Here is a 14,003-nt window from a genome sequence, read left to right on the forward strand (position 1 = left end):
CCCCCTCAATTTATAGTTCCGTTTTCCGATTCATCGGCTGCCTGATGTGGCGGCCGACCTTTTTGTGTTCGGGCACATTGGGTTTGGCGCCCATATAATTACCTTGGGCTGTCGCTGATGGTTTGGGGGATGCTTGGGCTTGTTCTTTCGTGTATAAAATCCGACCTGATTTTTCCAGACGTTCCAGCATGAGATAGCGCGCTTCGGGTGCGTCGCGGTTGATGTCTGCAAAGAGGCGGCGCGTGAGAAAATACCCCGTCAGTTTAAATCCCGCACCAATATCATATGGATTTGGAGGCGCTTTTGAATCTGTTAGGAATGCTGGCAATGAGAGAAGTTTATCCAGATAAGCTTCGGCTTCCGATCCGCGAACTGCCCGACCCGATTTGGGGCTAACATGGGTCAGCCCATCATTGGCACCAGAGATGACGCAAGTTTCTAAATTCAGCCCATATCCCATTTGCTGGAGAAATCCCAATTCCCATTTGATGAAAATGGCTGGCCAAATATCTGGCTCTCCAAACATGTCCAGCAACACCTCGCTGGCTTCATATAAACCGCTTTTAGCCTCTCCTTCGGGCAAGCCTTCACGCAGGATAGCAGCAGCAGCCGACATCCCCGCAAGCGCAAGGGGATCAGTCATATAGCGGGCAGCACGCTGATTGGTTGCATCGGCGACGCTGAAATGTCCCAGACTACCCTCAGCCTTGCCCTTCCACTGCACCTCTATCGTGTTTCCTGCCTCAATCATGGGGCGTTTTTTTTGCGAAATCCCGCCATAAACCAGCCCCCGCGTGCGGCCACGGCTTGGCGTAAACACATCAAGGATCACATCCGTTTCACCGAATGTGCGCGCCCCAAGTGAAATTGCTGTATCGGTCCATTCTGCCATAGAAACAGGGTTAATCTGCAATTCCTATTTGGCAAAGCTTCTTTGCGACGAATTGATGAAATTAAACGTAAAACCCCGCAAATGCGGCATTTTTCATGCTGTTCTCGCTAGACCCTAACCATAAAATCCTGCACAAATCTGATATATTATTGTTTAAGCTTGCTGAGTCTGGAGTCTCCTATGCGCCCTATCCTTGTTGCTGCTATAGCTGCGTGTATTGCTAACATTTCCTTCAGCGCACCCGCCCACGCATGGGGAAAATTAGGGCACCGCGTCACAGGCGAAATCGCGGAAAGCTATCTTACCGATGAAGCCAAAGTCGCGGTTGAGGCAATCCTTGGCGTAGAGGACATGGCCGAAGTCTCCAATTGGCCTGATTACATGCGCTCTAGCGATGATGAATTTTTCAAACGCGAAGCTTATCCTATGCACTTTGTCACAGTGCCCGATGACAAAAGTTACGAAGAGGCAGGTGCCCCCAAACAAGGTGACGCTTTTACCGGCCTTGAGCGCTTCAAAGCGACATTGCGTAACCAAGATGCTAGCGCAGAAGAGCAACGCCTTGCTTTAATTATGATTATTCACATTGTCAGCGATCTTCACCAACCCCTTCATGTCGGCAAAGGTGATGATTGGGGCGGCAATAAAGTTGAGATTTCATTCAAAGGCGAACCTTCAAATCTGCACGAAATTTGGGATGAACACCTCGTGCAAGATGAAGAGCTTTCCTACACAGAAATGGCCCATTGGTTAAACCGTAAAATCACGCCAGATCTGGCAAAAGAATGGGCAGTATCAGACCCATCTGTATGGATTGCAGAAAGCAAGGAAATCCGCCCTAGCGTTTACCCAAAAGAAGGCGAAACCGACCTGTCTTGGCAGTATGTCTACGACCAACGTCCTGTTATGCGTAAGCGCCTAAGCCAATCGGGCGTAAGACTTGCGGCCTATCTCAATGAGGTTTTTGGGGAGTAAGCTCTCCACATAAGCACAGCTATTCCAACGCTTCACGCAATCTCTACCACGCTTGCGATTGATCCTGAGTGCGTGGCGACTTAGATTAAGGCCAACAGACTCAATTCAACTGCCCTTTGCGGTGCGCAGCCATATTAAGAAAGCCTTCCCATGCAATTTCATAACAATATCGTCGATGCCATTGGTAACACACCGCTCATCAAGCTTCGCAAAGCCTCTGAACTAACAGGATGTACGATACTAGGGAAAGCTGAGTTTCTAAACCCGGGTCAATCTGTGAAAGATCGTGCCGCACTTGCCATTATAAGTGCTGCGGAAGCTGATGGCTCTCTTAAACCTGGCGGCACCATCGTCGAAGGAACTGCAGGAAATACAGGTATAGGTCTTACGGTTGTGGCAAATGCGCTGGGTTATAAAACCAAAATCGTTATGCCCCGCACACAATCTCAAGAGAAGAAAGATGCTATTCGTCTATTAGGGGCTGAATTGGTTGAAGTTGATGCGCTTCCCTATAAAAACCCGAACAACTACATCCACTATTCGCGCAGATTAGCCGAAGAATTGGCTGCGAGTTCAGATACAAGCGTCATTTGGGCGAACCAGTTTGATAATGTAGCCAACCGCCAAGCCCATATCGAGACCACTGGTCCTGAAATCTGGGAACAAACAGATGGCAAGGTTGATGGCTTTATCTGTGCTGTTGGATCTGGAGGCACATTAGCAGGTGTCACAATGGCGCTAAAAGAGCGCAATAAAAATATTAAATGTGCTATCGCTGATCCAGGCGGCGCAGCTTTATTTGGATATTACAAAAACGGTGAACTAAAATCAGAAGGCACAAGTATTACTGAAGGTATCGGCCAAGGCCGTATCACAGCAAATCTCGAAGGTCTTGAACTCGATGACGCGTTCCGCATCAATGATGCCACTGCTTTAGAAATTCTATACGACCTTACCATCAATGAAGGCATGTGCCTTGGTGGGTCTGCTGGCATCAACATAGCCGGCGCAATTGAATTGGCGAAATCCATGGGGCCAGGAAAAACCATTGTGACAATGCTATGTGACTATGGAAACCGTTATCAATCTAAAATGTACAATCCTGAATTCCTAAAGGAAAAAGGCTTACCAACCCCGCCTTGGATGGAGCAATAAAATGTCAGATATTACGCTATCAACGCCTCTTGTTTCAGCTCAATGGCTGAAAAACAATTGGGGCCGTGACGGACTAAAAATCGTAGACACAACTTACACATTGCCCTTCCTCAATCCGGAAAAAAATGGTGCGCAATTATATGAAGAAGCACACATTCCTGATGCTATTTTCTTCCCACTAGATGAAATAGCTGACACGAGCAGTGATCTGCCGCATATGTTGGCACCTGATATTCAGTTCAGCGCACAAATGTCTGAATTGGGGCTTTCAAGTTCAGATGCCATCGTCGTTTATGACCAGAATGGCTGGGTTGCTTCGGCGCGCGTGTGGTGGAATTTGCGCATGATGGGGCACACAAATGTAGCTGTGTTAAATGGCGGTCTGAAGGCATGGAAAGCTGCCAATGGCGCTGTCGTTAGCGGAAAAATCAAAGACGCGAAAGGTGGTATCTTTCACGCGAAACCCAATCCGGCCCTTGTGCGTGATATTGAAGACATGCGCCAACACGTTAAAGCCCAAGACGTGCAAATCCTTGATGCCCGTAACGCTGCCCGTTTCAAAGGCGAAGCTGCCGAACCACGCGCAGGCTTAAAATCTGGTCACATGCCGGGCGCGTTCAACCTCACACATGCCGCCCTCATACGTGAAGACAATCTGCTTAAAGACAAGCATGACCTATATGACGTATTCGCTGCCAGCGGGTTGGACTTAGACAAGCCAATTGTAACAACTTGCGGCTCTGGCATAACTGCCTCCGTACTTGCGTTGGGGCTAGCCGTAATTGGCCGTGATGATGTCGCTGTTTACGATGGCTCATGGTCGCAATGGGGCGGCGCAGACAACTGCCCAGTCGCAACAGGCGAAGCGCAAATGAATGGACAGACTACATGAGCGATTCTCCTTCGAACAACCTATCTACGCGCTTGATTCACAGCGGACGCGACCCGAAAAATCAACTCGGTGCGGTAAACCCTCCTATTCATCGTGCTTCAACAATCATTCTTGAAAAAGCCGAGGATTTATACCGCAATGATGTGCGCACATATGGCATTAGCGGAATGCAAGTTCACGAAGCTCTAAAAGACGCCTTATGTGCCCTAGAAGATGCCAAACACTGCTTATTGACAGAGTCTGGCCTGCTTGCATGTACGCTTCCCATATTCGCCCTTGTTGGTGCTGGCGAGCACGTACTCGTACCAGATAACACTTATGGACCGACACGCCGCTATTGTGATCGTTCTTTAAAACGCGCTGGCGGGCAAGTCACATATTATGACCCGCTCATTGGAGATGGTATTGCGGACCTCATCCAAGACAATACAACGCTTATCATGATTGAAAGTCCGGGATCTTTAACCTTCGAGCTTCCCGATATTCGTGCCATTGTTCGCGCCGCGAAAGCACGTGGCGTCACGACTGCTTTAGATAATTGCTGGGGGTCAGGTGTCTATCTGCGTCCACTTGATATTGGCGTCGATATCTCCATTCTGGCTACGACAAAATATGCAGGCGGTCATTCAGATACGCTTTCAGGTGCCCTACTTCTCAATAGCGACAGGCTTGTACGCAAGCTGAGCGATGCAAGCACTGATCTAGGGCTTTGTACGTCACCAGAAGATGCGGCCATTGTCTTGCGCGGTTTGCGAACAATGACCACACGTCTAAAAGTACATGAAGCATCAGGTCTTGAAATTGCTAAATGGCTACAAACCCGCCCCGAAGTCACACAAGTTTTGCACCCTGCTCTGCCAGAAAACCCATATCATGGCATCTGGAAACGCGACTTCACAGGCTCTGCTGGTTTATTCTCTTTTGAGATCAAACCCACATCTCCTGAAAAGGTCATAGAATTCCTCAATGCTTTTAAATTATTTGGCCTTGGTTTTTCCTATGGCGGGTATGAAAGCCTTGTCGTCAGTTGTGATCCGCAACTAACTTATCGCGTGCACGAAAACAAAAGCTTCAATGGTCCTCTCATTCGCATTAGCGTAGGCCTTGAAGACCCGAGCGATTTGAAAGCCGATCTTGAACAAGCCTTCAAAACGCTAACCGTCTAAAATTAGCTGTGTTCAACTATAAACTTCTGCCCGTCTATGGGCAGAAGTCTGCCTTTGTAGGCGGCACAAACACGGGGCTATTCTTGCACACATCATCAAGAATAGACTTCAACCACATTGCTCCGGGATCAGAATTTAATCTACGGCTCCAATAAAGGCGCAAGTAAAAGTGCGGAAACTCGACCGGAGGCTGCACAGCAATCAGCCCACCACGCTGCACATAGCGGTGTGCGAGACGCGTAGGCGACAATGCCACCATATCTGTATCACGCACAGTCTCAGCTATTGAAGTATGGTGAGATGACGTTAGCGCCACACGGCGGCGCAATCCCTGCTCACCCAACAAATCATCAATACTTGTATGGCTATCCCCTCGAGTGGAAAACACGATATGCGTCAATTCTGCATATCTTTCTAAGGTCATTTCCTGACACATTTTAGGGTGTCCTTCGCGCATAATCAGCACGAATTTTTCTTCAAGCATGGGAGAAAAATTTATACGCTTTGGAGGCTCAGTGCCACTGAAGAACAAGAAATCGAGATCACCAGAATCGAGTGCATCATAAGTCTCCCCAATTTTAACCGGTGAAATACGCAAATCAACCCGGGGCGCCTTTTCACGTAAACTTTCCATCAATGGCGGCAGCACCACATGGTCAAAATAATCCATCGCACCTATACGGAAAGTACGCTCAGAAATGTTAGGGTCGAAACTATCATGAGACGCAAGCGTGCGCTCTACATGACGAAGCGCCTCTCGCACATCTATAGCAATTTCAGAACACCGCTCGGTAGGGTCCACACCCGATGGCGTGCGTATAAACAGCTCGTCTCCAAAAGTTTCTCGCAGACGAGAAAGCGCGTTAGATACGGCTGGCTGCGTCACGTTTAAGCGCTTGGCTGCACGCGTCACATTGCGCTCGCGCCATAGCGCATCAAATGTATTGAGGAGGTTTAAATCAAACTTCTTGTCCACAGGCTTCATCCCTACCGGAATCAAATTTCCGGAATCATGCTTCTTATATCAATGTAAATGATAGCCCTGCTTGAAAATATCACAATATATAAATCTAAATGATGCTTTTCGCTGAACAAACGAGAACACATTCACAAAGCTTATGTTGTGATAAAATCAACCTGATCTTCAAACAAACGGACGGCCGACAATTTGCCAGTCATATACGCACCTGTATCGAGGCTAATACGGCGGAAGTCCCTGTGTGGTGCATTGATAGGTGTGTGACCATGCACGACCACTTTTTCAAACGCATCTTTGTGGTAGAGGAAATCATCTCTGATCCACATCAAATCACTTTCTTTTTGCTCTTCGATCGTTTTACCCGGACGCAGTCCGGCGTGAACAAAGACATAGTCACCAAGAACCAAACAGAGTTCTAGGTTTTCAAGAAAGTGCCGATGGCTTGCTGGAATTTTTTCTACAAGATCGCGACGCGCTTGCTCCCAACCGTCAAAATTATCTGCACCGCGTGGAGGTTGAACATTATACGAGACAAGTGTTTCGATTCCACCATATTGTGACCACCTCGGCCCAATACCCGAATTCATCAAAAAGTCTTGGAACGTTTCTTCGTGATTCCCACGCAAAAATTTCAAATCAAATTCTGCATATTCATCGCTGACCAATAAATCGATCACTTGGCGAGATTGAAATCCGCGATCAACATAATCACCTAAAAACACGATTGCATTTCGCACATCCGGCACATCGCTTTGGGCAACATCCTCACGAATTTTTTCCATGAGTTTTTTAAGTAAATCTGCACGGCCATGAATATCGCCTATTGCATAGACGCACACGCCATCTGGGACACGTGAACTAGGTAGAGGCACTTTAAGCGCTTCTTCGGTCGAAAGGGAATCAGGCTGCTTTTTGTCTTTGGATTGTCTGGGACTTACATTCTCCCACAACAAAAAGGCACGTGCCGCTATATCGCGCCGCCTTTCCATCACCCAATCACTAAACTCTTCCAGTTTTAGCATCGACTTGCGTCTACGCTCCCTTAACGCCACCACTCACGCCAATAAATACCATGAGTGTACTCTAAAAATGTTTCTTCCCAAATATATGCAAAATATACACCATACCCGACTGAAAACATTCACGCGGCACTGTAGGATGCAATTATGCTCAATTCTTGACGTCTATTAGCTAAATATAAGTCTGCTAAACAGTGATTATACCTTTCAAGCCAATACCGCAGATTAACCCTATATGCTTTTGCTCAACAATCACTAAAGCCGATTGATCAAAATTCATACGAATATCTAGGATTAAATATCAGATCAGCAAATTCTTGTACCAATCGACGGTGGAAAACTCTTATTCTATTCAACAGTTGAACTGACAAATCGTCATTAACACGCCATACTTCACGCATACGTTGAGCTTAGATTCGTTTTAACAAAAAGGCATTGCGCAATGATCCGCTTCCTTCTCATTCTGATAGCCATCATAGCCGTTCTCATCGGCGGTGTCGCAGCAGCAGTCCATTTCGTCCCATCTTCTGTCTACAAGGACAAGATCGAAATTGCAGCCGAATCTGCACTTGGCAGAGATGTCGTTATCAATGGCGATATCAAACTCAGTATTTTCCCAAAGATCACCGCTTCGGCTGGGCAAACAACCATTGCCAACCCCGAAGGGTTTGGAGAAGCAAACTTTGCCTCCATGACGGAGTTACGCGCTGCCGTAAAGTTATTACCTCTTTTATCCCGCAATGTTGAAATAGATGAGTTTATCCTTGTGGACCCCAAACTCTCTCTTGTTCAACTTCCCAATGGACAAAACAATTGGACCTTCTCCAGCAGTGCTCCTAAAGAGAAAACTCCCGATGATGGCCCTTCCCCATCTGCGCCATCAGGTGTTTCTGCAAAGCTAGGTGATGTACGCCTTATCAACGGAAACCTCGCCTATGCTGACCGCAAAGCAGGCCAAAAGCACACGCTTGAAAAGCTAAACATTGTTATCAAACTCCCACAGATCGACGGTCCTTTAGGAGTGAAAGGCGATGGTATAGCCGATGGATTAGGATTTGATATTGATGCAAATGTCGAAAACCTCCAAAATCTAATCGATGGTATTTCAACGCCAGTAGCAGCCAGTTTTAACACCGACCTAGCCAAAACGGATATCGATGGAAACATCATCTTGGGTGATGTCATTGGCGTTGATATTCAAGCCAACGCAAATGTGGACGACCTTCTAGCACTCGCAAACTTTTTTAAGATCGAAATTCCGGCAGCGGCAGCGCTCGGTAAAGCGAGTGTGAAAGCTAAAGTTGGCGGACAGGTGGGAGCACTCTCCCTAAGTGATGTTGTTTTCAATCACACTAGCGACCTTCTTAAACTCGATTTTACTGGTGGTGCGAATGTAGGAGAGAAGATCGCCTTCAATGGTGATCTTAATTTCAATGCTCCTAATTTGCGCGCACTTGCTAAAACCGCAGATGTCATATTGCCAGAAGGTGATATTTACCGCGCCTTCACTCTAAAAGGTACGACAACAGGTTCCTTAGACAGCATAGCGCTGACAAATGCCAAGCTCACATTCGACGACATTGTGGGCGATGGAGAGATGCGCTTAAACCTTGCAGGAGCCAAGCCAAAACTAACGGGTACTTTGAGCACGAATGAGATTGATGCAACAAAATATGCTGCTGCCTCCGGTGCCACACAACAACCTGCTCAAAAACAAAAAACGTCAGAAGGCTGGCCAGATGCTCCGCTAGATCTTTCTCCGCTTAAAGCTGTGGATGTAGATCTAAAAATCAGTGCGGCTGGCTTAAAATTCCAAGGTATTGATATTGGTAAAACAGCCCTAAACACAACAATCTTGAACGGTAAACTCGTAGCAGACCTTACAGAAACATCGCTCTATGGTGGTAAGGGTACAGCAAAAATTATAGCTGATGCCTCCGATGCAACACCAAAAGTTCAAATGGTAGCAAGTCTAAATGCCTTGAATGCTGCGCCATTCTTGGGTGCTGTAGCTAACTTTGATAAAATCGAAGGTCTTGGCGGCTTCAACATCAAACTGGATGGTTCAGGCAACACAATGTCTTCTATCATGAATTCATTGTCTGGTTCAGGCGCTTTCAAATTTGACGATGGAGCCATTAAAGGTCTGAACGCTGCCCAGCTTATGCGGTCGGCGAATGATTTCCTCAAAACCGGCACAATGCCAACAGCTCTTTCAGCAGAACAGGAAACTGATTTCACTGAATTTGCTGCTGCCTTCAACATTCAAAACGGTGTCGCGTCTACTCAGGATTTCAACTTTGTCACACCTGGACTACAAATTCCGGGAAAGGGTGAACTTAACCTTGGTGCACGTACTTTATCCCTCAGCATGTTCCCCAAATCAGGTGACAAGTCTCTTGGTATAAACGGGTTTGCACCACCTATCAAAATTTCAGGTGGATGGAATAATCTCTCCGTTGGCTTGGACCAAGATTGGCTCAAGCAACAGCTGACCCAACAACTCACCAATGAAGCTGGAAAACTTCTGGAAAAAGAACTTGGGGTTGATGGCCTAAAAGTTGGCGGAGAAAATGTAGATGTCGGCACAATTCTCGGCGACAGCAAAGAAGCTGAGAAAGCACGCCGTAATGCTCTTAATGGAGCCCTAGCTGATGCATTAAACAAGCAAGTCAACAAGAATAAAAAGGACACTGCGACCACAGATAAAGCAGCAACCCCGCAAGAGACCTCCACCCCGACACCAGCGACAGAGCGGACAGACACCTCTGCCCCAGCAGAAGAGGTGCAGGAAGAAGAGGAAGAGGAACCTAAATCTCTTGAGGAGCAGCTTGAAGAGGAAGCTAAGAAGAAACTCCAAGATCTATTCAAATAGTCGCACATTTATTGATCGACCGACTCAATCATGCCTGCTAACACTTAGTCATGAAAATAGCGTCTTGGAATGTGAACTCGGTGAATGCACGTTTGCCCACTGTGCTTGAGGTTTTAAAAAACCTCGAGCTAGATGTGGTGTGTTTTCAAGAGATTAAGTGTGTTGATGAGAATTTCCCGCGTCTCGAAATAGAAGACATGGGCTATAATGTCGTCACACATGGTCAAAAAAGCTATAATGGCGTGGCCATACTCTCAAAACACCCTTTCGAAGACGTGCAAATCGGCTTACCCGGCGATGATTCCGATGAACAAGCCCGCTATGTAGAAGCCTTAATCATGAGCGACACGCCAGTGCGTGTTTCCTCCATCTACCTTCCCAATGGAAACCCATTTCCCGGTCCTAAATTTGACTACAAACTCGCATGGATGGACCGCCTCATCGCACGCGCGAAAGAGCTCCTAACATACGAAGAAGCTATTGTTTTAGGTGGTGATTATAACTGCATTCCACGTGATGAAGACTGCTATGATCCCGCAGCATGGGTTGACGATGCGCTCGCCCAACCAGAAACACGCGCCAAGTTTCGCGAGCTACAGTGGTTAGGATATACTGAAGGTTTTGCTGCCCGCGATAATCGCGCTCACCAATATACATTCTGGGATTATCAAGCAGGTGCTTGGCAAAAAGATAATGGTATACGCATCGACCATTTACTCTGCAGCCCCCAAGCGGCCGACAAACTAAAAGCAGTTTCAATTTATAGAGATGCGCGCGCTATGACAAAACCATCGGACCATGTGCCTATTATAGGTGAATTTGATTTATGAGCGCGTCGCCTGAAACCGCTCTCGTGAATGGAGCACCCACCTCTATCTGGCAGAGCGTAAAGCGCACTCTTCGAGGGAAATGTCCCAATTGCGGCAACGGGAAAATTTGGAAAAGCTATATTAAACAAGTTGATAATTGCAATTCTTGCCAAGCTGACCTTGGAAAACTGCGTGCCGATGATGGCCCAGCATGGCTAACGATACTGCTCGTAGGGCACATCTGGGCACCTCTACTGGTTATAGTAACCCGATACCAATTTCCAATGTGGCTATTATTCCCATCACTACTGCTTGGCGCAACGCTCTCTTGTCTCGCTATTTTACCTATCTCAAAGGCAATTTTTCTGGGCGCTATCTGGAAAACCCAAGCAGGCGACCACCCCGAAGAATGGACGCCCTAAATACGTTCAAAATATTAGACTTAGTTAGCTATCAAATAGCCATTTAGCCGATACACTGCTCGTTAAATTTCTCAGATGTTGCGTTGTAAACATTGGCTTTATCCATAAGTGCCGTATTCAACACATCAAGCTTTGCCTTGGCTGCTTCTGCCTCTTCATGATGCGTCGCTACACTTTCTTCGAGCGCTTTAGTTTCTTCCGGTGTAAATTTAATCAATCCAGTTTTCACATTCGCCAGCTCATTTTTTGCAGCGGCACGCTCCACATTGTGAATTTCAAACACTGATACAACATTTTCACGATCAGCTTGCATGCTCACAATTTCTTGGCCCATCACGCCAAGCTCTTTTTGCATACTCGAACATGATGCAGCATGTGCAGCACCAGAGAAGACGAGCGCAGATACACCTATAACGAAATATTTTGAAGCAGTGTTCAATCGTAATGTCATATCAGTCTCCAGTCTTTATCATTTGGCTTTTTGCCGGATAATCAGGCGCTTTAAAGCAAGTGAAATATCGCCACACGCCTGAACATGAGATGAAGTTAGGAAGCGCATGTGTCAAATTCTGGGCAAAATATTGCTGATGCCCAAACATTAAATTCTTTTAAATTCAAGGATAAAACAAAAACACCTCACCTCCAAGGTGTATCACCATCGCTTTGTGGTGGCTTCTCTATCTCTGGCGGTGCACGTCCCGCACGGTCAGATACACTATCAATCAACTTAAACACAGCGAGAAAATCTTGCATCAAATCCCGCATCCGGTCAGGATTATCTAAGGGTGTAAACATGGAGCCAGGTTCGAATAAATCACCGCCCTCCACGCACACAAATAACTCTCCACCTGAAAATGCACATCTAAGCTTTCCGCCTTCAAATATGCGTTCCAACTCAAGCAAACGTTCCATAAAGTCAGGCGTAAGCAAAAAGCGAGATTCAACCTGATCGTCAGAAAAGACTTCAAAAGCTTTTTCAAATTTTGGATCTTCTAAACGTACTCGTTCAAGCTTTTTAGAGGAGAAGGAGTTACCCATTTTCGTGAAGAAATTAAACAAGCCAAGATCGCGATACACCTTGGTCTGCCCGTTAAATGGTTTATGAAAATTCACGACCAAACACTGCCCTTGAAACACCGTCACCCATTCTGTACGTGAACGGCCTTTACTATCAGTCGTCGTTCTACGGCTCTCAAGATGCGCTTCAAAAAATTCAAAATCCGTTGTGCCTCGCTTGCCGAGTAACTGATCTTCAAATTTTTCTCTATCCCAACTCGGAATCAATCCTAAATTACTAAATCTGCTAAGAACTAAAGGCCGCTGTGGCTCAGGATCATACTCCAGATCAAAGCCCTGCGCTGCTGTTTCAACAATCAGCAATTTTGCTTCGCGTTTAATATCATTAAGACCCGAGCGGCCATAAGTATGAATACCAAAACCTGCAATCACACCTAAGAATGCAAAAAACGGAGATTTCGTAAGAAATATTCCGCCCAGCGCGATAATTAAGCCGACCGCTGCCGCAATGACTGTAAAGTTCTTTGCCTTTTCAGCCGCCGCTAAACGATCCCCTTCACGCGCCTGCAAAGTCGGAAGAATTTCATCTCTATAAACGACTTTAAACTTATCAAATTCAGGAGGAAGCGTCTCAAACGCACTTTCCACACGAGCATCATTCTCTAGCTTGTCTGTCATCTCTTCCCCTCACGCTTTGCAGTATTCTGCACAGTTGGACGATAGGCTCAACTAAGATCAAATCAGAGCTATTGCGCGTCACCATAAATACGCGTTTCTAACACGCCATCGCCTGTCACAATCCCGCGAAACATACCTGGTGTATTAAACACGAAAGCGGACTCACCCGTTTTGGATATCACGATAACGCCGCCATCTCCGCCAAGGTCGGCAACCTTATCAAGCGCAACTTTAGAAGCCGCAGCGGGTGTTTCATTTAACAGCTCAATACGTGTGCAAATTGTCTTGGCGACAGCTACGCGGATGAAATACTCCCCGTGTCCCGTTGCTGATACCCCACACCCATTATTATCCGCATAAACACCAGCACCCACAATTGGCGCATCCCCCACACGCCCTGGTATTTTAGCTGTCATCCCACCCGTTGATGTTGCCGCAGCTATATTGCCCCGCATATCAATTGCAACCGCTCCAACTGTGCCACGCTTATCGGCTTTTTCAGCCCGCGATTTTAGCACTCGCTCCAGCGCAGCTTTGCGGCTTGGTGTTGTAAAATAGGAATTATCGACCTGCTCAATTGCATGCTCTTGAGCAAACCTATCTGCGTCTGCTCCTGCAAACATCACATGCTCAGATTGCTCCATCACAGCACGCGCTGCTTTGACTGGGTTTTTAACTGTCTTCAACCCAGCCACAGCACCGGCATTCATGTCGCGCCCATCCATTATGGATGCATCCAATTCATGTGTCGCCGCAGCTGTCATCACAGCTCCATGCCCCGCATTGAAATTGGGATTATTCTCAAGTAAAACCACTGCCGCTTCAATTGCGTCCATAGCTTGCCCACCATTGGCAAGGATGTTTTGTCCAGCAAGCAACGCTTCTTCTAGGCCTTTGCGGTAAGCGATTTCCTTTTTGGCAGTCATATTTGCGCGCTCAATCACGCCAGCACCGCCATGGATAACCAAAGTCCAAGACTGCGCTTTAAGGCTTTCTTGCACAGTAACCGGATCAACAATCTGAGCTGCCGCATCTTCCTGCGCTGTTGAAGGCTGCGCACACGCATACAACGCAAGCGCAGCTCCAATTCCACAAAAACCGGTTACCAATTTACGCATAGCAGC

At 46.9% G+C, this 14,003-nt stretch carries 13 protein-coding genes; 7 read left to right on the forward strand and 6 right to left on the reverse strand.

From position 1 onward, the window contains the following. Positions 1–10 precede the first annotated feature (10 nt). Positions 11–892, reverse strand: coding sequence for a DNA repair protein RecO (gene recO / locus ACFQS8_RS04240; RefSeq protein ID WP_382166017.1), 882 nt, complete (start codon positions 890–892; stop codon positions 11–13). A 180-nt stretch (positions 893–1,072) separates the two neighbouring features. Between recO and ACFQS8_RS04245 the strand changes: the two genes are divergently transcribed. The 4 genes from ACFQS8_RS04245 to metC all read left to right on the forward strand — a co-directional run bounded on the left by ACFQS8_RS04245 (position 1,073) and on the right by metC (position 5,080). After that, positions 1,073–1,867 (forward strand): S1/P1 nuclease, encoded by a 795-nt coding sequence (locus ACFQS8_RS04245; protein ID WP_382166018.1) that lies wholly within the window; start codon positions 1,073–1,075, stop codon positions 1,865–1,867. 150 nt (positions 1,868–2,017) lie between these two features. Beyond that, the gene (locus ACFQS8_RS04250) at positions 2,018–3,022 is read left to right on the forward strand and encodes a cysteine synthase A (protein ID WP_382166019.1); all 1,005 of its coding nucleotides are present in this window, start codon (positions 2,018–2,020) and stop codon (positions 3,020–3,022) included. 1 nt (position 3,023) lies between these two features. Beyond that, positions 3,024–3,914: a 3-mercaptopyruvate sulfurtransferase gene (sseA, locus tag ACFQS8_RS04255; RefSeq protein WP_382166020.1), complete on the forward strand. Its 891-nt coding sequence runs from the start codon at positions 3,024–3,026 to the stop codon at positions 3,912–3,914. Then, positions 3,911–5,080, forward strand: coding sequence for a cystathionine beta-lyase (metC, locus tag ACFQS8_RS04260; protein WP_382166021.1), 1,170 nt, complete (start codon positions 3,911–3,913; stop codon positions 5,078–5,080). The genes sseA and metC overlap by 4 nt, the downstream gene beginning before the upstream one ends. Before the next feature lie 34 nt (positions 5,081–5,114). Here the strand turns inward: metC and ACFQS8_RS04265 are convergent, their stop codons facing one another. Together ACFQS8_RS04265 and ACFQS8_RS04270 are read right to left on the reverse strand one after the other, a co-directional pair. Next, a complete protein-coding gene (locus tag ACFQS8_RS04265; protein WP_382166022.1) occupies positions 5,115–6,056 on the reverse strand; it encodes a LysR family transcriptional regulator in 942 nt (313 codons plus the stop codon). Between the two features lie 140 nt (positions 6,057–6,196). Next, positions 6,197–7,081, reverse strand: coding sequence for a metallophosphoesterase family protein (locus tag ACFQS8_RS04270; protein WP_382166023.1), 885 nt, complete (start codon positions 7,079–7,081; stop codon positions 6,197–6,199). Between the two features lie 439 nt (positions 7,082–7,520). On the opposite strand from ACFQS8_RS04270, the gene ACFQS8_RS04275 reads away from it, so the two are divergent. The 3 genes from ACFQS8_RS04275 to ACFQS8_RS04285 are packed head-to-tail and all read left to right on the forward strand — an operon-like array spanning position 7,521 to position 11,184. Continuing rightward, a complete protein-coding gene (locus tag ACFQS8_RS04275; RefSeq protein WP_382166024.1) occupies positions 7,521–9,953 on the forward strand; it encodes an AsmA family protein in 2,433 nt (810 codons plus the stop codon). A gap of 50 nt (positions 9,954–10,003) precedes the next feature. Further along, complete coding sequence (gene xth / locus ACFQS8_RS04280) at positions 10,004–10,783, forward strand: exodeoxyribonuclease III (protein WP_382166025.1); 780 nt, start codon at positions 10,004–10,006, stop codon at positions 10,781–10,783. After that, on the forward strand, positions 10,780–11,184 hold the full coding sequence (locus ACFQS8_RS04285; RefSeq protein ID WP_382166026.1) for a DUF983 domain-containing protein: 405 nt from the start codon (positions 10,780–10,782) through the stop codon (positions 11,182–11,184). Before xth ends, ACFQS8_RS04285 begins: the two co-directional genes overlap by 4 nt. A 43-nt stretch (positions 11,185–11,227) precedes the next feature. Here the strand turns inward: ACFQS8_RS04285 and ACFQS8_RS04290 are convergent, their stop codons facing one another. The 3 genes from ACFQS8_RS04290 to ACFQS8_RS04300 form a co-directional block, all read right to left on the reverse strand. Further along, the gene (locus ACFQS8_RS04290) at positions 11,228–11,635 is read right to left on the reverse strand and encodes a hypothetical protein (protein WP_382166027.1); all 408 of its coding nucleotides are present in this window, start codon (positions 11,633–11,635) and stop codon (positions 11,228–11,230) included. Between the two features lie 185 nt (positions 11,636–11,820). Next, complete coding sequence (locus ACFQS8_RS04295; protein WP_382166028.1) at positions 11,821–12,879, reverse strand: DUF3137 domain-containing protein; 1,059 nt, start codon at positions 12,877–12,879, stop codon at positions 11,821–11,823. 68 nt (positions 12,880–12,947) lie between these two features. Then, positions 12,948–13,997, reverse strand: coding sequence for an isoaspartyl peptidase/L-asparaginase family protein (locus tag ACFQS8_RS04300; RefSeq protein ID WP_382166029.1), 1,050 nt, complete (start codon positions 13,995–13,997; stop codon positions 12,948–12,950). Positions 13,998–14,003: the final 6 nt, after the last annotated feature.

It is taken from the genome of Hirschia litorea, assembly GCF_042665075.1.
Lineage (GTDB): Bacteria > Pseudomonadota > Alphaproteobacteria > Caulobacterales > Hyphomonadaceae > Hirschia > Hirschia litorea.